Raw genomic sequence first — 20619 nt, 5'->3', positions numbered from 1 at the left:
CCCGATATTTTGCAGGTCGGAAGATTTCGAGCGGCTCGGAACCGCCATTCCCGTCATCGGGGCTCCGGGACCGGCAGTCGCGTCGCCATGGAGTCGTCAACGCGTGCCAGGGGCGGGCCTCGCAGCGGTTTCAAGCGATGCCTCCGCCCTGCCGCCATGCTCTGAACTGCGTTCGGTGGTCGCAGCGAAGCGCGAGGGCGGCCGCGTCTCGGTTTGCCGGACGTAGAGGACAAAGCATCGGGCAAGTGCCGCCGAAAGGCTGCCTCGGGCCGGTCGCACCCTGTGTCGCGCCGGAGGTGGATGTCGGCACAGAGAAAGGCGTATGACTATTCCCGCGGTGCATCCCGTTCGAGAAGGTCGTCACTGCCTTTGCGTTCGGCATCGACCAGCGGAATGAGCGCCGCTTCTTCCGATTTGCGGACCGTGCTCTCCTCGGTCGGGGCGGGCGTCGGCGAGACCGGCGCCCTCCGCGCCGGCGCGGAGGGTGCGCCAGGCGTGTCGGAGCCGAGCTGTGACAGTCCCGCGCCCTCGAGACGGATCCGGTAGGTCGTGTCCGGGATCGCCACGCCGGCCTCTTCGATGGCGGCCTTGACCAGCCGGATGGCATCGCCGCGCGCGGTGGCAAAGCCGGTGGCGGTCTGGTCGATCCATCCTGTCACGCGCAGAATCGCCCCGGACTCGGTCATGTTCTCGATCCAGACCAGTTCCTCCGGATCGTCGAGCACGAAAGGTTGTGCCTTCAGGGCCGCCTGCGCGAGGGCACGCGTCGCCTCTAGATCGGCGTCGGGGTCGATCCCGATGTCGAACATGAACCGCCGCGCCGGGTTCTGGGTGTAGTTCACGATCTTGCCCTTGAAGACCGTGGCGTTGGGAATGCGCACGTGGTTCCCGTCGAGCGAGAGCAGGATCGTCGCCCGGGAGGTGAGGCGGATCACGCGGCCAACGTCGCCCTCGATCTCCACCAGGTCGTTCGGGCGGAACGGCTGGCGCAGGCTGAGCATGATCGAGGCCACGAAGTTCTCGACCGTGTCGCGCACCGCGAAGCCGATGGCGAGGCCGATGATCCCCGCCGCGCCGAGGATGGTCCCGAGCAAGGCCGCCGCCCCGAGAAAATCGAGCGCGATCACGATGCCTGCGATGACACAGGCGACGCGGAAGGCCTGCCGGTAGATCGCCGCGATGAACGCATTGGGCGAGATCCGGTCCCAGAAGCGCAGCCGGGCCAGCAGGAACCCCGCCGTGACGATCACTGAGAAGGCGGCGAGCGCCACGAGGAACAGCGGCAGGCGCGAAACCAGCTGCGCGATCCGCGTGCGGAACCGCTCCACCGCCGGGTGAAGCTGCTGCGCAAGCTCGTCCGGGACCGCGAGCGCGTTGTTCACCGCGACCACGCCATCGAGGCGCTCGGCGATGCGCTCGACCTTCGCGATGGTGGCGGGATCTGCCACATCGCCCCTGAGCGAGACCACCCCGGCGTCGACCGACACCGCGATCCCGTCGAACTCGAGCGCGCCAAGGATGGCCCGAAGGCGCTGCGCGATGGCCGTGTCGTCGGGAACGTTCTCGACCGCCAGCGTGAGAGGGGCCTCGGTCTCCGCCGCGAGTTCCTGCCCGAGAAGCTGGCACGGGGCGAGAAGGAGTCCGAGGCAGAGAAGGATCTGTTTCATGCCTGTCCAGATAGCGTGACGCCGCACGCCGCCCACTCACGGCGGGGCGGATCGGTGTTGGTCTGTGTTCCCGGCGCTACGATGGCGAAAAGGGCAGGGGCTCCGCGCGTCCGATCCCGGCGGCGGGAGAGCCGTGCATTCGCTATCGCATCAGAGGGGCTCCCCCAGGAAAGAGAAAGGGGGCTCTGCCCCCTCTTGGCGCTTTGCGCCAATTCACCCCCGGGATGTTTTCAGCCAGAAGAAACCATGAGCGCAGCGCCCCTGGCTTCTCTTCGTCAAAAATACTCCCGCCGGAGGCGTCCGGGGCCGACACAGGCGCTGCCGTCGAAGGTCGGGGGCGGCGCCAACACGCGCGGACTCGTCGCGGGCGCAAAAAGGCGCTAAGCGGGCGGCATGGACGAGACATTCGAAATCTTCCTGGCCTGCGCGCCGGGGCTGGAGACGGCGCTGACGGCAGAGGCCAAGGCGGCGGGGTTCGGGCCGTTGCGCCCGGCGGCGGGGGGCGTGGCCTTCGATGGCGGCTGGCCCGAGGTATGGCGCGCCAACCTCTGCCTGCGGGGCGCGGCGCGGGTTCTGGCCCGCATCGGCGGGTTTCCCGCGGTGCATCTGGCGCAGCTCGACAAGCGGGCGCGGAAGTTTCCCTGGGGCGCGGTGCTGCGGGCCGATCAGCCGTTCAAGGTCGAGGCGGTGAGCCGCAAGTCCAAGATCTACCACGCGGGCGCGGCGAAGCAGCGGGTCGAGACCGCGATCACCGAAACCCTCGGCGCGCCGCTGGGCGATGACGGCGTGCGGCTTCTGGTGCGCATCGAGGACAACCTCGTGACCTTCTCGGTCGACACCTCCGGCGCGCCTCTGCATCGGCGCGGGCACAAGGAGGCGGTGGGCAAGGCGCCGATGCGCGAGACGCTGGCGGCGCTGTTCCTGCGCGACTGCGGCTATCGCGGCGAGGAGCCGGTGCTCGACCCGATGTGCGGCTCGGGCACCTTCGTTCTGGAAGCCGCCGAGATCGCCGCCGGGCTGGCCCCGGGCCGCACCCGCGCGTTCGATTTCGAGCGCCTGGCCAGTTTCGATCCCGAGGAGTGGGCCGCGCTCAAGGCGGCGCAGGCGCCGCGCGAGACCGCCCTGCGCTTTCACGGGTTCGACCGCGATGCCGGTGCGGTGCGCTCGGCCACGGCCAATGCCGAGCGCGCCGGCGTCTCGGAGCTGACGAGCTTCACCTGCCAGCCGGTCAGCGCGCTTGAGCCGCCCAAGGGGCCGCTGGGGCTCGTCATGGTGAACCCGCCGTACGGGGCGCGGATCGGCAAGCCGGGCCCGCTGCACGCGCTGCACCGCAGCCTTGGCGAGGTGCTGATGCAGCGCTTCCGCGGCTGGCGCGTGGGCATCGTCACCTCCGAGCCGGGGCTGGCGCGCGAGACCGGTCTGCCGTTCCTGCCGCCGGGACCGCCGGTGGCGCATGGGTCGCTGAAGATCAAGCTCTACCGCACCGATCCGCTCTGAGGCCGGCTCTTCTCAGATCGGCTCTTTGCCCTATATTGAGGGGCATGAAACAGTTTGCCGCCCTCTGCCTCTCGGCCAGTCTGCTGGCCATGCCCGCCACCGCACAGAACGTTGAGGAGGCGCCCGGCGAGGGCGGCGGCCTGATGAAGCGCGGGGCCGAGATGTTCTTCGAGGGGCTGCGTGACGAGCTCGACCCCGCCCTGCGCGAGCTCGGGGAGCTTGCCGACGATGCGGGACCGGCGCTGCGCAGCTTCATGCAGGAGATGGGGCCGGCGCTGAAGGATCTGATGGGCAAGGTGAAGGACTGGTCGGTCTACCATCCGCCGGAGATGCTCGAGAACGGCGACATCATCCTGCGCCGCCGCGAGCCGCTGGAGGAAAGCGACGATGGCATCGCGCCGCGAGACCGGGACTGGCCGGAGCGCGACCGCACGCTGCCGCCGCTCGACGGAACGCCGCCGGATCGCGGCGGCGAAATCGAGCTTTGAGGCAAGCGCTGCAGCCTGTGCGGGCCGCTTGCAAGAGGCAGCGCACACAGGCGGACGGCCTCGGCCCGATCAGTCGATCTCGACCTGCGTATCCTCTGCGTTCAGCGCCCGGGCCAGCGACTTGAAGCGCGATTCGGCGACTTCGCCGTAGAGCGGCGCCACATCCGGGGCCATCCGCAGCGACAGGCGCCCGGTCGTGGCATCCCATGCGAGCGAGGCGCCGTCTTCCTTGCTCACGTCCGACATCCACAGCATCGAGCCGAAGCGCATCGCCTTGCCGAGCACCTCGGCCTCCTGCAGCTCTTCGTCGCTCAGCAGCGCATAATAGGCCTCGAACAGGCCTTCGCGCTTGTTCTTGTAGCGGTGCAGCAGGGCGAGACCGAGAAACACCCGTTCGGGGTGAGTCAGGCCGCCGAGATTGGCGCGCGTGGCGTTGTCGAAACAGGTCTGCGCGCGGTAATCGGGGTGGGCGCGCCAGCTCACGTCGTGCAGCAGGCAGGCGGCCTTGACGATGCGCATTCGCTCGGGGCTTGCGTCGGCGAACAGCGGCTCCACGAAACGAAAGAGCTTCTTGCCGAAGCCGGGCAGGCGGGCGTCCTTCGCCTCGGAGAAGCGGCAGGCCTCGATCAGAGGATCGCGGTCGCGCAGCTTTTGCGGCATCTGCTCGTAGAGCAGCCCCTCGCGGATGCCGTAGGACGAGACCGCGATGCCGGCGGGCGTGAAGGTCTCGACGAGCCGGCCCAGCACCTCGCCGGCATAGGGCACGAGGCTCATCCGCGCCGAGGAAATCGAGCAGGCGCCGCGCAGCGCCTCGAGGTCGGATTTCTCGATGAATTTCAGCGTATCCGCGACGGCGTCCTTGTCCATGCGGTACTCGTGCAGGACGTGCAGCGGGTAGCCGCGGCGCTCCATGTCGATGCGGGCGATGGCGCGCCACGAGCCGCCGACGAGGAAGAGCTGCGCGTCGCGCCGCCCGATCACCTCGGCGAGCTTGTCGATATGCTTGTCGATGTGTTTCTCGCGGGCTTTCTTGCCGCCCTCGAGATCCTTGAACCGCAGCGGGCCAAGGGGAGAGGTCACGCGGCGGCCGACCTGGCCGTCGGAGAGCTCGGCCAGTTCCATCGACGAGCCGCCGATGTCGCAGATCAGACCGTTGGCGCCGGGCCAGCCCAAGAGCACACCCTGCGCCGACAGCCGGGCTTCCTCTTCGCCGTCGATGACCCAGATCTTGAGGCCGGTCTGTTTCTCGATCTCGGCGCGGAAGGCGGGGCCATCCTCGGCCTCGCGCATGGCGGCGGTGGCGACGGCGGTGAGCGGCGGCAGGTCCATGCCGCGCGCCAGCGTCTGGAACCGGGCCAGCGCCGACAGCGCCCGCGCCTTGCCCTCGGGGTTCAGCCGCCCGGTCTCGGGCATCCCGGCGCCGAGGCCACACATGATCTTTTCGTTGTAGAAATACGCCGGGCTGCGGGCCGCGCCGTCGAAGACCACCAGTCGCACCGAGTTCGAGCCGATGTCGACGACACCCACGCGCGACAGGCGGCGGGCCTGCGGGTCCTCGAAAAGCGGGCGACCGAAAGGCCCCCAGTCGCCTTGGGCGGAGTCGCTCTGTCCGTCCATCTGCATCCCCGGCTGTGGTCCGCGTTCGCTCTACCACGCTTCGGGCGCGCGGCGAAAGCACTTCGTTGGAGCAACGTCGCCGGTCCCCGGACCGTTCCGCGATGGGTCAGCGGAACAGCGAGAGCAGCACGCCCGGAGCGCCGTTGGCGATCGACAACGCCTGAATGGCGAGCTGTTGCTGAACCTGAAGCGCCTGCAGCCGGGCAGAGCTTTCCTCGAGGTCCGCATCGACGAGCGTGCCGATCCCGGACGTCATGGCGTCGGTGAGGCTGTCGTTGAAGCTGCTCTGGGTGTCGAGCCGGCGCTGGTCCGAGCCGAAGGCGGCGGCGGCGTTGATCGAGATGTCGAGCAGCCCCTCGATCGTGGCAAGGGCGTCATTGGCGCCGGCGGCGGTGGTGACATCGAGTTCGCCCAGCAGTTCCAGCCCGCCGCCGATGGTGCTGCCGGCATCCGCGCTCAGGGTATCGATCTTCACGGCGATGGTGTCGCTGGCGGTGGTGACCTCGGAGGAGATGGCAAGCGCGCTGCCCGAGGCCTGCACCTGCAGGACGGAGCTGTCGATGCCGGAGCGGGCGGCATAGCTGGCATAGCGCTGCGACAGTTGCGAGAGCACGTCGCCGATGCCGTCGCCGTCGCGGGCCACGTAGGAGATCGGCGCCGAGACCATCTCGGCGCGGGACTGCGTGGCGCCGGAGGTGGTGCGCAGATCGGTCTGCTCGAAGGTCGAGCCGTCGCCGTCGGTGCCGTAGAGCGACAGCGAGAAGGCCATGCCGGTGGTGACAGTGATGCCGCTGGCGTCGAGCGTGGCGCTGCGGGTGAGGGTCAGCGTAGCCGTGACCGCGGAGCCGCTGTAGGTACCGCCCGAGGCGGCGATTTCGCGGCTCGCGGTCGAGAGGTCCTGCTTGCCGATACTGATGTCGACCCCGCGCACGCCGCTGGAATCCCGTTGCAGAAAGCCCAGAACCTGCGCGCTGCCCGAGCCATCGGTGCTGTCGCGGTTGTTCAGCAGGTTGAGGCCATTGAACTGGGCGGTCTCGACCACCGCGCCGATCTGGTCGCGCAGGGAGGAGATGGTGCTCTGGATCTTGGCGCGGTCGACATTCTCTTCCTGCGCGGTGACCACCTGTCCCTTGATCTCGGTCAGCAGCTCGGTGATCGTCTCGGCGCCGTTGCGCGCCACCGCGAGGGTGGCGCTGCCAAGCGCGAGGCTGTCGGCCACCTTGCGGTAGCCCAGCACGTCGGCCTCCATGGTCTTGGCGATGGCCCAGACCGCGGCGTTGTCCTCGGCGCCTGCAACGCGGCGGCCGGTGGCGATCTCGGCCTGCACGTCGGCGATGTTGGTGTTGATGCTTTGCAGGTTCATCAGCGCGATGGACGCACTGTCATTGGTCAGAATGCTGGACATGGGATGCCTGTTCTCGGGGAAGCCTGTACGGGGCTGTTCAGGGAAAGCGCGCAGTTCGCGCGAGACGGGCCCGGGTCGGGGCATTCGAGGCAGCGTTTTCGCCGCTAGCGGTGCGTTCCTCGGACCGGAAGCCGAGACAGTCTACGCCCGCGCCGCCGCCCCCATGACGCAGGCCCCAGACTGGGCCTCGCCGGTTAACCCTGCGCTAAGGCAATGCGGCGCGGCTGTGGTGATTTCGGGGCGGTTCCGGGGCGTGGCGGTGGGTTGTGGGGGCCGGGGCGGTACAGAGGTCCGCGAGGACCTGGTAGAGGCCCCCTGAACGAGAAAGCGCCGGGGCGAGGAAATGGGCTGCGGCTGCCGAGGTCAAACAGAGACCCGCACCGGGCACACGTTCCCTCAACGAGAAAGCGACGGGGTGCGGGGGCCGTGCTCAGACAAAGGCCCGCCCGCACCGAGCAGGGCCCCCTTGCACGAAAAAGCGCCGGGGCGGCGTCCGCCCCGGCGTTTTACACAACCCGTCCGACCGTCTCAGCCGTCGCCGTGGGTCAGCTTCGGCACGTCTGCGGCACCGGCGGAGCCGCGGCCCGAGAGCGAGGGGTTCTCCATGAAGAAGCGGTGGCAGTTGAACGGAGTCTCGCCGTCGCTCACCGGGTGGCGGCTGAACTTGCCGGTGGGCTCCATCACCCAGCTCTGCGCGGTGTCGGCGAGGTTCGCCGCCATCACCTGGCTGACGATCTGCGCCTTCACGGTCTGGTTCAGGATCTCCACCCCGGTCTCGATGCGGCGGTTGAGGTTGCGGCCCATCCAGTCCGCCGAGGACATGAACACCCGCGCCTTGTCATGCGGCAGGCCGTGGCCGTTGCCGAAGCAGATGATGCGCGAATGCTCGAGGAAGCGCCCGATGATCGATTTCACCCGAATGTTCTCGGACAGCCCCGCGATGCCGGGCTTCAGCCCGCAGATGCCGCGGATCACGCAGTCGATCTCGACCCCGGCCTGGCTGGCCGCATAAAGCGCATCGATCATGTCGGGCTCGATCAGCGAGTTCATCTTGAGCCAGATCCTGGCCGGCCGCCCGGCGCGGGCGTGCTCGGCCTCGGCGGCGATCAACTCGAGCATCTTGGGCTTGAGCGTGTGCGGCGAGATCACGAGGTTCTCCATCCCCTCGGGCATGGCGTAGCCGCTGAGATAGTTGAAGATCTTCGCCGCGTCGCGCCCCAGCGCCGCGTCGCAGGTGAAGAACGACAGGTCGGTGTAGATCTTGGCGGTGATCGGGTGGTAGTTGCCCGTCCCCCAGTGCGTGTAGGTCACCAGCTTGTCGCCCTCGCGGCGCACCACCTGGCTGATCTTGGCGTGGGTCTTCCACTCGAGGAAGCCGTAGACCACATGCGCGCCCGAGCGTTCCAGCCGGCGCGACTGGCGGATGTTGGCGGCCTCGTCGAAACGCGCCTTGAGCTCGACCAGCGCGGTGACCGACTTGCCCTCCTCGGCGGCCTCGCACAGCGCCTCGACGATGGGCGAGTCCTTCGAGGTCCGGTAGAGGGTCTGCTTGATCGCCACCACGTCCGGGTCGAGCGCCGCCTGCTTGAGGAAGCGCACCACCATGTCGAAGGTCTCGTAGGGGTGGTGCAGCAGCATGTCCTTCTGGGCTATGGCCGAGAACATGTTGCCGTCGTGGTCCTGCACCCGTTCCGGCACGCGCGGCGTGAAGGAGGGCCAGAGCAGGTCGGGGCGGCTGCCCAGCACCAGCTCCTTGAGGTCGGCGATGCCGATCATGCCGTCGAGCTCGATGACCTCGTCATCGTCCACGTGCAGCTCGTTCTGCAGGGTGCGGCGAAGATCCTTGGGCGCGCCGGCGGTCATCGTCAGGCGCACCACCTCGCCCCGACGCCGGCGCTTCAGCGCGACCTCGAACTCGCGCACGAGATCCTCGGCTTCTTCCTCGACCTCGAGATCGCTGTCGCGCAGCACGCGGAAGCCGAAATGATCCTTCACCCGGTAGCCCGGGAACATGCTTTCGATGTGCAGTAGCAGCACGTCTTCGAGGAAGATGAAGCGGTGCTGGCCGTCTGGCGCGGGCAGCGCCATGAAGCGGTCGACCTGGTGCGGAATCGGCAGCAGCGCGTCGCGGGTGCGCCGGTCGCGCTTGCGCTCGAGCGAGATCGCGAGGCAGTAGCCCATGTTGGCGATGAACGGGAACGGGTGCGCCGGGTCGATGGCAAGCGGCGACAGCACCGGGAAGACCTGCGTCAGAAAGGCCTGCTCGAGATGGGCGCGGTCCGCCTCGGACAGCTCGTCGCGGGGCACGATGTCGATGCCCTCGGCGGCCAGCTCGATCTCGAGCGCGTGCAGCACCTTCTGCTGATGAGCCATCAGCTTGCGGGCGTCCTCGTTGATCTCGACCAACTGCTGCGCCGGCGTCAGGCCGTCGGCGGCGGGGTTGGTGTTGTTGGCATGAGCCAACTCGCGAAGACCCGCGACGCGCACGGTGTAGAACTCGTCAAGGTTGGTCGCCGAGATCGACAGGAAGCGCAGCCGCTCGAGCAACGGCACGCGCGGATTCTCGGCCTCTTCGAGAACCCGCCAGTTGAAGCCGAGCCAGCTCAGCTCGCGATTGTAGAAGCGACCGGGCCCCTCGAGATCGAGCTCGGTCATTTCGGTCGGGGCAGGCAACGGGGCCTTGAGGAAATCTGCGATACTCATGTGGGGCTTATGCGGGTTCATTTGAAACAGGTTCGTGACGCTCATAGAGATTATTCTGCCTCCGGGCGCTGACCCGGATCAAGCCGCGTCAGAACCTCCCGCGCAAGGCTGCGGGTGATGCCCTTGGGCCGCCCCATCGCGTTAGCGTCAAGCGCAGTCACCAGCGCCCGCGCCATGGCAAAGCTGCGCGGCATGTGCCGCACCAGATAGGGGATGACATCGGCGGCGGGCACGCATTGACGGTCGGCGAGCATCTTGGCGATCACCGCGGCCAGCAGCGTGTCGTCGGGGTCGGGCAGGGTGGCGGTCTGGGTGCCCTCCATGCGGCTCTTGAGGTCGGCGATCACCAGCGGCCAGAGCGGCGGCGCCGAGCGGGCGGTGACCAGCAGCGGCTGGCGCTGCGCCAGCGCGAGGTTGTGCAGGTGAAACAGCGCCTCCTCCGCCGGGCGATCCCCGGCGATGCGGTCGCCATCCTCGACACAGATCGGCGCCGTGGCGAGCATCGGGATATCGGCGTCCGGCAGGCTGGCGGCGGGCACGATGGCGGCGCCGGTCTCGGCGGCCCACACATGCGCGAGATGGGTCTTGCCGGCGCCCGACGGCCCAACCAGCACCATCTTGCCGTTCGGCCAGTTCTGCCAGTTGTCGAGCAACGCCACCGCAAGCCCGTTGGACTGCCCGACGAAATAGTCCTCGCGTCCCAGCGCGGCGCGGACCGGCAGGGGCAGGGGAAGCTGGTCGGGGGTGATCATCCTTGGTCCTCGTCGCTCTCGAGGCCGAGATAAAGCCGGCTGTCTTTGTATTGATCGACCAGGAAGCGCGCCACCAGGCCAAGCGCCGCCGCCAGCGGCACCGCGACCAGCATGCCCACGAAACCGAAGATCGAGCCGAAGACCGACAGCGCGAGGATCAGCCACACGGGGTGCAGCCCGACCGATTCTCCAACCATCTTGGGGGTCAGGAAATTGCCCTCGAGGAACTGGCCGAAGAAGAAGATCCCGGCGACGGCGGCAATCCAGACCCACTCGCCCCAGAACTGGAACAGCGCCAGCCCGATCGCCAGCGCGCCGCCGACGATGGCGCCGACATAGGGGATGAAGGTCAGCATCCCCGCCACGACCCCGACCACGAGGCCGAAGTTCAGCCCCACCAGCCACAGCGCCAGCGCGTAGTAGATGCCGAGGATCAGGCAGACCGAGCCCATGCCGCGGATGAACCCCGCCAGCGTCTTGTCGATGTCGCGGGCCAGCCGGCGGATCACCGGCGCATGGTCGCGCGGCAGCAGGCTGTCGACGCGGGCGACCATGTTGTCCCAGTCAAGCAACATGTAGACCGCCACCACCGGCACGATGACGAAGAGCAGCAGGATGTTGAGCAGCGACATCGCCGAGGTCAGAACCGCGTCGATGAGCTGCGCGCCGCGCTCGCGGATGGTCTCGCCGATCGAGACCAGCGTCTCGCGCACCGGGCTGCCCTCGACCATGATCGAGGGGAAATGCGTGGTCAGGAAGGCCTGCAGCTGGCGGAACAGCTCGGGCGCGGTGTCGATCAGCTGGCTGGTCTGGCGCACCAGCGCCGGCACCACCGCCAGCGCGAAGATGACGAAGATCAGGATCATCGCCACGGTGATCGTTCCGGTGGCCATGGCGCGGCTCATGCCCAGCCGCTCGAGCCGGTCGGCCACGGGGTCGAGGAAATAGGCCACCGCGCCGCCCAGCACGAAGGGCAGCAGCACGTCCCCGAGGAACCACAGCAGGACGATGAGGATCGCTGTCGCGATGCCCCAGTATTTCAGCTGTGTCCGCACCGGCAGCGCCATGATCGGCCATTCCTTTTCGAAAAACGTGTCCCTACATCGCGTCTCGCGCGCGATCTTGCAAGACTGGGCTGCGCCCGGCGGCCTGCATGCACGCTCTTGCTCTGCCCGGTCCCGCCCACGGCCTCTTGCTCTTGCGCGGCCCTTCGCATACGCCATCCCGGACCGTTTTCCAGCCCGGGAGCCCCGCCCCATGCGTCTGAGCCGCTATTTCCTGCCCGTTCTCAAGGAGACGCCTTCCGAGGCGCAGATCGTCTCCCACCGCTACATGCTGCGCGCCGGCATGATCAAGCAGGCCAGCGCCGGGATCTATTCCTGGCTGCCGCTGGGCTTCAAGGTGCTGCGCAAGATCGAGAATATCATCCACGAGGAACAGGCCCGCGCCGGCCACATCCCGATGCTGATGCCGACGATCCAGTCCGCCGATCTCTGGCGCGAGTCGGGCCGCTACGACGCCTACGGCGCCGAGATGCTGCGCATCACCGACCGCCATGATCGCGACATGCTGTTCACACCGACCGCCGAAGAGCTGATCACCGACATCTTCCGCGCCAACGTCTCGTCCTATCGCGACCTGCCGCTGACCATGTACCAGATCCAGTGGAAGTTCCGCGACGAGATCCGCCCGCGCTTCGGCGTGATGCGCGGCCGCGAGTTCTACATGAAGGACGGCTACAATTTCGACCTCACCAAGGAAGACGCGCTGCACGCCTACAACCGCCACCTGGTAAGCTACCTGCGCACCTACGAGCGCATGGGCCTGCAGGCGATTCCGATGCGCGCCGACAGCGGCCCGATCGGCGGCGACGACACGCACGAGTTCCTCGTGCTGGCCGAGACCGGCGAGTCGGAGGTGTTCTACGACAGCGAGATCACCGAGCTGAAGTTCGGCGACCGCGAGATCGATTACGACAGTGTCGAGCAGTGCCAGGCGGTGCTCGAAGAGTTCACCTCGCGCTATGCCCGCACCGACGAGACCCATGACGAGGCGCTGTTCGACCAGGTCCCCGAAGAGCGCCGCCGCACCGCGCGCGGCATCGAGGTCGGCCAGATCTTCTACTTCGGCACCAAGTACTCCGAGGCCATGGGCGCCACGGTCTCCGACAAAGACGGCAATCAGGTGCCGGTGCACATGGGCTCGCACGGGATCGGCGTGTCGCGCCTGCTGGGCGCCATCATCGAGGCCAGCCACGACGACCGTGGCATCATCTGGCCCGAGGGCGTGACGCCGTTCCACTGCGGCATCGTCAACCTCAAGACCGGCGACGCCGAGGCCGAGGCGGCCTGCGACAAGATCCACGCGGCGCTGATCGCGCTGGGGCTCGACCCGCTCTACGACGACACCAACGAGCGCGCCGGCGCCAAGTTCGCGACCATGGACCTGATCGGCCTGCCGTGGCGCATCACCGTCGGCCCGCGCGGCCTGAAGAACGGCGTGGTCGAGCTGACCTCGCGCCGCACCGGCGAAAGCGAGGAGCTGCCCCCCGAGGCGGCGGTGGCGAAGATCGCCGAGATCTACGGCGTCGCCTGAGGCTCGGCGGGCCTGACAGCGCCGCGGATTCGCGCTAACCTGCTCCAATGGCCCCGCAGAGGGCCGTTGGAGGCAGTCATGATCATACGGGCACTCGCCCTCGCCGCCGGGCTTGCCGGCGCGGCAGGGTTCTCCCAGTTCCCCGAATTCACCCAGCAATACGTGCAGCGCCTCGGCGGGGCGGTGGACGAGCTTGCCCGCAGCGTGCAGGCCTTCGACCGCGATGCCGCAGCGCTCGGCCTCGACCGGGACGAGGCTCTCACACAGCTCGCCACCGGCGGGGTGTTCGGCGCCGCGCGGGCCGAGACCATGCGCGAGACGCTGACGCGCCACGCGCGGCTTTCGGCGGATCTCGCAGCACTCGAGGGCAAGGGGGCGCTGTCGCGCGTGCCGTTGGTGGCGCATTTCGCCGATCCCGAGATCGCCGGGCGCACCTGGCAGGCCTATCGCCCCGGCGTGCCGGTGACCGCGGAAGGGGCGATCTTCGCCGGCAGCGGCTTCGTCAGCGGCTGGCTCGCCGCGACGTTCCTGCTGTCGTTGCTGCGCCTGCCGTTCCGCGCCCGAGGGCGCCGCAGCCGCCGCGGGCGGCGGGTCGAGCCGGTGCTGCATCGCCCGACACAGGCGCCGCACGGACACAAACTTCGTGCCGTCAGGGGCGCTGCCCCTGCGCGCGCCAGGGCGCGCTTACCCCGGGATATTTAGAGCCAGAAGAAGACAGGGGCGCTCGTCCCGGCTTCTTCCGGCCGGAAATATCCCCGCCGGAGGCGGCCGGCGGGCGCCGCTCTTGGTTCGCAGGGGGAGTGCGTCACGCGCGAGCCGCGACCAACAAACCTGTGTGCGCTTGCGCACGCCGCTTGATGAGAGGGGGCGCGGGTCAGACCGCGGCCTTGACCTCGGCGACGATGCCTTCGACGACCCGGCTCAGCAGCGCCTCGTCCTCGCATTCCGCCATCACCCGGATCAGCGGCTCGGTGCCGGACTTGCGGATCAGCAGGCGGCCCTTGCCCGACAGCGTCGCCTCGGCCTCGGCGATGGCGCCCTTCACGCTGGCCGCCTCGAGCGGCGTCTGGCCGGCGGCGAAGCGGACGTTCTGCAGCAGTTGCGGCACCGGTTCGAAGCGGCGCGCCAGCCGCGAGGCGGGCTGGCCGGTGCGCACCATCTCGGCGAGGAACTGCATCCCCGCCATCAGCCCGTCGCCGGTGGTGGCGTAATCGGTCATCACGATATGGCCGGATTGCTCGCCGCCGAGGTTCCAGCCCTTGGCCCGCATCGCCTCGACCACGTAGCGGTCGCCCACCTTGGTGCGCTCGAGCCGCAGGCCGCGGCCGGTGAGGAAGCGCTCGAGCCCGAGATTGGACATCACCGTGGCGACCAGCGTGCCATCGACGAGCCGGTCTTCCTCGGCCCAGCGGGCGGCCATCAGCGCCATGATCTGGTCGCCGTCGGCGATGGTGCCGGTCTCGTCGATCAGCAGGATGCGGTCGGCATCGCCGTCGAGGCAGATGCCCACGTCCGCGCCATGCGCCACAACCGCCTCGGCTGCGGCCTGCGGCTTGGTCGAGCCGCAATTGTCGTTGATGTTCAGCCCGTTCGGAGAGGTGCCGAGCGGGATCACGTCGGCGCCGAGCTCCCAGAGCACCTCGGGCGCGGTCTTGTAGGCGGCGCCGTTGGCGCAGTCGACCACCACCTTCATGCCGTCGAGCCGCATGCCGTGGGGCAGGGTGCCCTTGAGCCGCTCCTGATAGCGGAAGCGGCCGTCGTCGATGCGTTTCGCACGTCCGATATTGCCCGCCTGCGCCGGCGCCACGCCGGCCTCGACCAGCGCCTCGATCTCGGCCTCGGCCTCGTCGGACAGCTTGAAGCCGTCGGGGCCGAAGAACTTGATGCCGTTGTCATCCGCCGGGTTGTGGCTGGCCGAGATCATGATGCCGAGATCGGCGCGCATGGACGGCGTCAGCAGCCCCACCGCCGGGGTCGGCACCGGGCCCAGAAGCAGCACGTTCATGCCGGTCGAGGTGAGGCCCGCGGTCAGCGCGTTCTCGAACATGTAGCCCGACAGGCGCGTGTCCTTGCCGATCACCACCCGGTGCACGCCGCCCTGTTCGCGGCGGAAGTAGCGCCCGGCGGCGGCGCCGATCATCAGCGCCATCTCGGCGGTCATCGGGAAGCTGTTGGCGGTGCCGCGCACCCCGTCGGTTCCGAAAAGCTTACGCGTCATGGCCTGCTCCTGTTCCCTGTTCGACCGCCAGCCACAGCGCGATGGCCTGACGGGTTTGTGCGACATCGTGGACCCGGAGGATCTGCACCCCCTGGGCAATCCCGGCGAGCGCCACGGCAATCGAGCCGGGGGCGCGTTTCGCAGGGTCGGGCGCGGCGCCGATCCGGCCGACAAAGCCCTTGCGCGACGCGCCAAGAAGGATCGGGCAGCCAAGGCCGTGAAACAGCGCCAGCCCGTTCAGAAGCGCGAGGTTGTGCGCCTGCGTCTTGCCGAAGCCGATGCCCGGGTCGACCACGATCTTGTCGCGCGACAGCCCCTTGGCCTCGAGCATCTCGACCTGCGTTTCGAGGAAATCGTAGACATCGAGCAGCACGTCGTCGTAGCGCGGCGCGTCCTGCATGGTCTGCGGATCGCCCTGGCTGTGCATGATGCAGACCGGCAGGGCGTTCTCGACGCAATACTCCGCCAGCGCCGGATCGTGGGTGAGGCCCGAGACATCGTTGACCAGCGCCGCGCCGGCGCGGATCGCCGCCTTCGCCACCGCGGCCTTGCGGGTGTCGATCGAGATCGGCACGCCGGCCAGCGCCCGGATCACCGGCTCGGTGCGCGAGATCTCTTCGCCCGCGGGCACCTCCTCGGCGCCGGGGCGGGTGCTCTCGCCCCCGATATCGAGGAGGTCGGCACCGTCGGTCATCAGCCGCCGGCCGCGCAGCGCGGCTTCGGTGCTGGAACCGTCGAGCCCGCCATCGGAAAAGCTGTCGGGGGTGGAGTTGAGGATCGCCATGATCTGCGGCTGGCCCATGTCGAGCCCGAGCAGCGGCGCGCGCGGCGCGGTCAGGCGGTCGAGCACGGCGTCGGGGATCTCGGAGGCGGGGACCCGCGTGACGCTGCCGTCGCGGCGATGCCGGGCGGCGTGGGAAAACCAGCGCGGGCCACCGGCCAGCGGCCGGGCATCCTCGGGGCGGGGGGCGTCGGAGCGGACGAGGGGGCGGTAATAATCTCGCATGACCGGGTTGTGACGCCGCGCGCCGGAATTGGCAAGCAGCGCCGTCGCCGCCTGTTTCAGACTGTGACAGCGCGCGCCGGCACGGTGACATCCTCGGGCAGGGATTCGCCGATCACCACCAGCTCCGAGGCGTCCATGTGCTCGGCGAACCAGCCTGCCAGCGCCACCGAGTCCCGCGGCTGCGAGGCCGGGCCCTGGGTGGCGTCGAGCACGATCTTGGAGGGCGCCCAGACGCAGATCTGGCCGTTCTTCATCGCCCAGTCGAGCTCGGTGCGGGTGGAGACCACCTTGCAGCGCGGATCGCGCGCCGCCAGCACCCAGCCATTCTGCTCGATGGCCAGCAGGTCGACGCGGCGCTGCGCCAGCGGGTGACCCGCCTGCGGTCGCTCCAGATCCGGCAGCCCGACGCAGAGGATCACCGGCGTGGCCTCGGCGGCGAAGCCGTCGATCCAGCCGGCGAGCGCGTCCGAGGCGATGGCGGCGTTCGACAGGTAGACGATGCGCGGGTGCGGCCGGGACTGCGCCACCTCGTTGAGATGGGCGCCGAAATCGCGCCGCGTGCGGACGATCTCGACCCCGAGCGCGCCGGGGCCGCGGTCGAGCTTCTCGATGCGGACGAAAGTGCGCATCGCCCGAGGCTCGAGCAGGATGCGTTCGGCGATGCGCTCGGCCAGCGTTTCGAGCAGGTTGAGGCGCTCGGCCTCGAGCTCGGTGCTGATCGCCTCGGTCACCCGGTCATAGCTCAGGATGCGGTCGACATCGTCATCAAGCGGCCCGCCCGAGGGCGTGACCTCGACCACCACGTCGAAGCGGATGCGCTGGGTGTGGCCGCGCTCGGCCTGAAAGGCGCCGATCTCGACCTCGCGCACGTGCTCGCGCAGTGAAATGCGGTCGCGCGGCGCCTCGCCCTCGGTGGCAATGGCGCGCTCGGAGGGGTGCGCAAAGGCAAGGCGGATTTCATCGGCCATGAGGGGCCCTCGCATCTGGTCGTCAGGGGGCCGCCGCGGCAGATCTCTTGCGAGAGGCTGACGACAGGCGCGCGCCTCTCCCGAAGAGGGGAGGGCCGGGCGGGTTGCCCGACACCCTATCGCAGCGATTGGCCGGGCGCGAGGGCCGGAAAGCGGCGCTTTGCGCCGCGCCCGCGTCAGTTGCTGCTGATGCGGTAGTCCGGACGATAGAACTGGTGCACGCCGATCGCGGCCGTCTGGTTGAACTTGCGCGACCACGACGGGTTCACCGCGGTGGTGTGATAGTAGGTGGCCCCGCCGGTCAGCGCGCGCGGCGCGCCCGACAGCATGATCTTGGCGACCTTGCCGACGCGCTCCCAGGCGCGGGGCTCGCCGATATGCTCGGGGCTGCCGTCGCAGGTATAGGTGAACTGGCAGGCGTATTTGCGGCCCGTGCCCTGACGGATGACGCTGCAGACCGAATCCGGGAACTTTGCGCTGTCGACGCGGTTGAGAATGACCTCGGCCACGGCGAACTGGCCTTTCACGGTCTCGCCGCGGGCTTCGAAGTAGAGCGCCTCGGCAAGGCACTCCCACTGCGCACCGCCGCTGGCCTTGGGCTGGCTCTCAAGCCACGCCCGGTCGTACGAAAACCCGCCAGCCCGCGTATTGGGCGAGACGAGCGCGTTGAGATGTGCTTTGGTCGCGGTGCTCAGCCCGCGTTGTTCGAGCCTTACCAGATTGCGGATACTGTCCTGCTTCACTTCGGCAGCAAGCGGAGCGGCCGTCGCCAGCAGTGCCAGCGCGGTAAACATAGCCTTAATCATCTGTCCCTCTTTACGTCACTTCCCAGGCGGCGATTTCCCCAAAAATCGCGGCGTGACTATTAAAATTGTTCCAAGCGGTCCAGCGCAGGGGGCCGAGATGCGCGGATTCCGGCCCAAATTTCCTGTTAAGATTATAGATGTTGTGGTGCGAGGCGCGCGAGCCTACCCGATCTTGTCTCTTATCGCGAGTTGCGCGGCAGCGAGGCGCGCAACCGGCACGCGAAACGGTGAACAGCTCACGTAATCAATGCCGGCATTCCGGCAGAAGGCGATCGATTCGGGGTTGCCGCCATGCTCGCCGCAGACCGACAGCATGACACCGCCATTGCCCTCGCGACCGCGCTCAACGCCCATCCGGATCAGCTCGCCCACGCCCTCGGAGTCGAGCACATGGAACGGGTCCTCGGGGAAGACGCCCTGATGCACGTAGTGCGACATGAAGCGTCCGGCGTCGTCGCGCGACAGGCCATAGGTCATCTGGGTCAGGTCGTTGGTGCCGAAGCTGAGGAAATGCGCGTGCTGCGCAATTTCGTCCGCGCGCAGGCAGGCGCGCGGGGTCTCGACCATGACGCCGAGCGAATAGTCGAAATCGCGCCCACGCTCGTTGCGCACCGCCGCCGCCACCGCGTCGATGCGGTTGCGCACCAGCTCGACCTCGCGGCAGGCCGAGACCAGCGGCAGCATGATCTCGGGCACCACCGGCGCGCCCTCCTTGGAGGCCTCGAGCGTCGCCTCGAAGATGGCGCGGGCCTGCATGTCGTAGATCTCGGGCACCGCGATGCCGAGCCGCACGCCGCGCATCCCCAGCATCGGGTTGTACTCGCCCATGCTCTCGACCCGACGGGTCACGTCCGAGACCGGCAGGTCGAGCGCCTCGGCCAGATCGCGCAGGCCGGCGCGGTCCGACGGCAGGAACTCGTGCAGGGGCGGGTCGAACAGGCGGATGCAGACCGGCATCCCCTCCATGATGCGGAACAGCTCGATGAAATCGGTGCGCTGCATCGGCAGAAGGCGGGCGAGGGCGGTCTTCCGGTCGTCGGGGCTGTCGGCGAAGATCATCTCGCGCATCGGGGTGATGCGCTCGGCCTCGAAGAACATGTGTTCGGTGCGGCAAAGCCCGATGCCCTGCGCTTTGAAATTGCGCGCGGTGGTGGCGTCGGCGGGGGTGTCGGCATTGGCGCGGATGCCGATGTCGCGCTCGGCATCAGCCCAGGACATGAAGACGTGGAAGGTCTCGTCCAGCGCCGCCTCGATCATCTTGGGTGCTCCGGCCAGCACCTGCCCGGAGGTGCCATCGACGGTGATGGTGTCGCCCTCGCGGAAGCGGCGGCCATCCTCGGCCAGCAGCAAGCGGTCGTTGAGGCGGAAACCCATGCGCGCCGCGCCCACCACGCAGGGCAGGCCAAGGCCGCGGCCGATCACCGCCGCGTGGCTGGTCACGCCGCCGCGCTCGGTCAGCACCGCCACAGCGGCGTGCATCCCGCGCACGTCCTCCGGCGAGGTCTCGCGCCGGACGAGGACGCAGGGCTCGCCACGCGCGGCACTGGCCTGCGCTTCGGACGAGGAGAACACGATTCGGCCCGTCGCCGCGCCGGGAGAGGCCGCCACGCCGCGCCCGATCGCATCGCGCTCGGCCTCGGGGTCGATCTGGCGGTGCAGCAGCTCGGACAGGCCGCGCGGCTCGACCCGCATCAGCGCTTCCTGCTGCGAGATGATGCCGTCATTGGCCAGCCGCACGGCGATCTGCAGCGCCGCGCGCGCGCTGCGCTTCACCCGCATCCCGTCGAGGATGTGCACGGCGCCGTTCTCGAGCGTGAACTCGATCTGCATTTCGGCCCGCAGCCGGCGGCGCACCAGCGCGGCATAGCCTTTCAGCGTTTCGAAGGCCTCCGGCGCCTGCTCCTCGAGCGAGGGACCGCGGGGGTCACGCTCGAGGTAAAGAGAGCTTTGCTCGCATTGCAGCGCCTCGCGGCCCTGGCTCTGGCTCATGTAGCGGCCGGTGATCTGCGGCTGCCCGGTCTCGGAATTGACCAGTTGCAGCACGCCGGAGCCGCACTCGCCTGCGCCGAGCCCCAGCGCCATCTCCTGCACGATGAGCCCAAGCCCGGCATCGACCGGCGCGCCCTTGGCCTGGCGCAGCAGCCGCGCGGTGGTGCCCTCCCACGCCCGCGCCATCGAGCGCAGCACCTCGGCGAGCTGCACCGCGGGGTCCTGCGGGAAGGGCTCTTCGGCCTCTTCCTCGTAGCAGCGCAGCACGTCGCTCAGGCCTTCCTGACCGGGGCTGTCAATCTCTTCGAAGACATCCGGATCGAGCCGCGCCACGTGGATCGCATAGGCGGTGACGAAGCGCTTGTAGAGATCCGAGGCCAGCGCCGCGCCCATGCGCTCGGAGTATTCGACGAAAGCGGCGTCGTTCATGCCGATATTGAGCACCGAGCCCGGCCCGCCCCAATCGGGGTCCTCCGAGGAGGGGCGCACGCAGAGCAGGGCGCCGGGATTGAACTCGCGGAGGATGGCCAGCACGTCGGGCATTTCGCCCGCGGCGATGCGGTGCACGGTCTCGAAGCTCAGCGCGACGGTGCGCGGCACCGGCAGATCCAGCCGCACCAGACGCTGCAGGCACTTGGCACGCCCCCCGTGGCTCGGCGTCGAGATCGGCGCCGATGGGGTGATGAGCGTGACCCGCGGGTCCTGGTCCTGTCGCAGCGTGTCGGGCACGGGAGATCCTGTTTTTCCGCAGTGCAGCATACCCCGGATCAGGGCAACCGCACCATCACCTTTTCACGAGTACGTAAGGTAAAGGCGCTGCAGCAAGACTGCCACCGCGGGGCGGGCGCGTGCAAGAAATCTTGGCACGCGCACCGCAAGTCTTTGGTGGGTAAGGGCTTTCGGGCAAC

General features: G+C 68.7%; 15 protein-coding genes. 4 read left to right on the top strand and 11 right to left on the bottom strand.

What is annotated here, in order from left to right; all coding sequences use genetic code 11:
• Positions 1 to 326: 326 nt before the first annotated feature.
• A complete protein-coding gene (locus LCM15_RS04780) occupies positions 327 to 1667 on the bottom strand; it encodes a mechanosensitive ion channel family protein (protein ID WP_224853634.1) in 1341 nt (446 codons plus the stop codon).
• A gap of 393 nt (positions 1668 to 2060) precedes the next feature.
• Here LCM15_RS04780 and LCM15_RS04775 point away from each other — a divergent pair, with 393 nt between their 5' ends.
• Both LCM15_RS04775 and LCM15_RS04770 read left to right on the top strand, forming a co-directional pair.
• Positions 2061 to 3164, top strand: coding sequence for a THUMP domain-containing class I SAM-dependent RNA methyltransferase (locus tag LCM15_RS04775; RefSeq protein WP_224853632.1), 1104 nt, complete (start codon positions 2061 to 2063; stop codon positions 3162 to 3164).
• Between the two features lie 44 nt (positions 3165 to 3208).
• Positions 3209 to 3652 (top strand): hypothetical protein, encoded by a 444-nt coding sequence (locus LCM15_RS04770; protein ID WP_224853630.1) that lies wholly within the window; start codon positions 3209 to 3211, stop codon positions 3650 to 3652.
• A 69-nt stretch (positions 3653 to 3721) separates the two neighbouring features.
• On the opposite strand, the gene LCM15_RS04765 is transcribed toward LCM15_RS04770, so the two are convergent.
• The 5 genes from LCM15_RS04765 to LCM15_RS04745 all read right to left on the bottom strand — a co-directional run bounded on the left by LCM15_RS04765 (position 3722) and on the right by LCM15_RS04745 (position 11196).
• Positions 3722 to 5269: a Ppx/GppA family phosphatase gene (locus LCM15_RS04765; RefSeq protein ID WP_224853627.1), complete on the bottom strand. Its 1548-nt coding sequence runs from the start codon at positions 5267 to 5269 to the stop codon at positions 3722 to 3724.
• A gap of 106 nt (positions 5270 to 5375) precedes the next feature.
• Positions 5376 to 6674 (bottom strand): flagellin, encoded by a 1299-nt coding sequence (locus LCM15_RS04760; RefSeq protein WP_224853625.1) that lies wholly within the window; start codon positions 6672 to 6674, stop codon positions 5376 to 5378.
• Between the two features lie 528 nt (positions 6675 to 7202).
• Complete coding sequence (locus tag LCM15_RS04755; protein ID WP_224853622.1) at positions 7203 to 9377, bottom strand: RNA degradosome polyphosphate kinase; 2175 nt, start codon at positions 9375 to 9377, stop codon at positions 7203 to 7205.
• A 50-nt stretch (positions 9378 to 9427) separates the two neighbouring features.
• A complete protein-coding gene (locus LCM15_RS04750; RefSeq protein ID WP_224853619.1) occupies positions 9428 to 10129 on the bottom strand; it encodes a chromosomal replication initiator DnaA in 702 nt (233 codons plus the stop codon).
• Positions 10126 to 11196, bottom strand: coding sequence for an AI-2E family transporter (locus tag LCM15_RS04745; protein ID WP_224853616.1), 1071 nt, complete (start codon positions 11194 to 11196; stop codon positions 10126 to 10128). Before LCM15_RS04745 ends, LCM15_RS04750 begins: the two co-directional genes overlap by 4 nt.
• Positions 11197 to 11386: 190 nt before the next feature.
• Between LCM15_RS04745 and proS the strand changes: the two genes are divergently transcribed.
• Both proS and LCM15_RS04735 read left to right on the top strand, forming a co-directional pair.
• Complete coding sequence (gene proS, locus LCM15_RS04740) at positions 11387 to 12724, top strand: proline--tRNA ligase (RefSeq protein ID WP_224853613.1); 1338 nt, start codon at positions 11387 to 11389, stop codon at positions 12722 to 12724.
• A 78-nt stretch (positions 12725 to 12802) separates the two neighbouring features.
• The gene (locus LCM15_RS04735) at positions 12803 to 13426 is read left to right on the top strand and encodes a DUF2937 family protein (protein WP_224853610.1); all 624 of its coding nucleotides are present in this window, start codon (positions 12803 to 12805) and stop codon (positions 13424 to 13426) included.
• 172 nt (positions 13427 to 13598) lie between these two features.
• Here LCM15_RS04735 and glmM read toward each other — a convergent pair whose 3' ends face one another.
• From glmM to LCM15_RS04710, 5 genes are all read right to left on the bottom strand, one after another.
• Positions 13599 to 14942, bottom strand: a complete 1344-nt coding sequence (glmM, locus tag LCM15_RS04730; protein WP_224853608.1) for a phosphoglucosamine mutase — start codon at positions 14940 to 14942, stop codon at positions 13599 to 13601.
• On the bottom strand, positions 14932 to 15948 hold the full coding sequence (gene folP, locus LCM15_RS04725) for a dihydropteroate synthase (RefSeq protein ID WP_224853606.1): 1017 nt from the start codon (positions 15946 to 15948) through the stop codon (positions 14932 to 14934). The genes glmM and folP overlap by 11 nt, the downstream gene beginning before the upstream one ends.
• Positions 15949 to 16004: 56 nt before the next feature.
• Complete coding sequence (locus LCM15_RS04720; protein WP_224853603.1) at positions 16005 to 16916, bottom strand: dihydroneopterin aldolase; 912 nt, start codon at positions 16914 to 16916, stop codon at positions 16005 to 16007.
• Positions 16917 to 17092: 176 nt separating this feature from the next.
• Entirely contained in the window at positions 17093 to 17722 is a 630-nt protein-coding gene (locus LCM15_RS04715) for a cell wall hydrolase (protein ID WP_224853600.1), read from the bottom strand.
• Between the two features lie 162 nt (positions 17723 to 17884).
• Positions 17885 to 20470, bottom strand: coding sequence for a putative PEP-binding protein (locus LCM15_RS04710; RefSeq protein WP_224853597.1), 2586 nt, complete (start codon positions 20468 to 20470; stop codon positions 17885 to 17887).
• Positions 20471 to 20619 lie beyond the last annotated feature (149 nt).

This window comes from Salipiger bermudensis, from assembly GCF_020171625.1.
Classification (GTDB): domain Bacteria; phylum Pseudomonadota; class Alphaproteobacteria; order Rhodobacterales; family Rhodobacteraceae; genus Salipiger; species Salipiger bermudensis_B.
The sequence above is the reverse complement of the archived record's forward strand: the minus strand, read 5'-3'. Positions and strand labels throughout refer to the sequence as shown.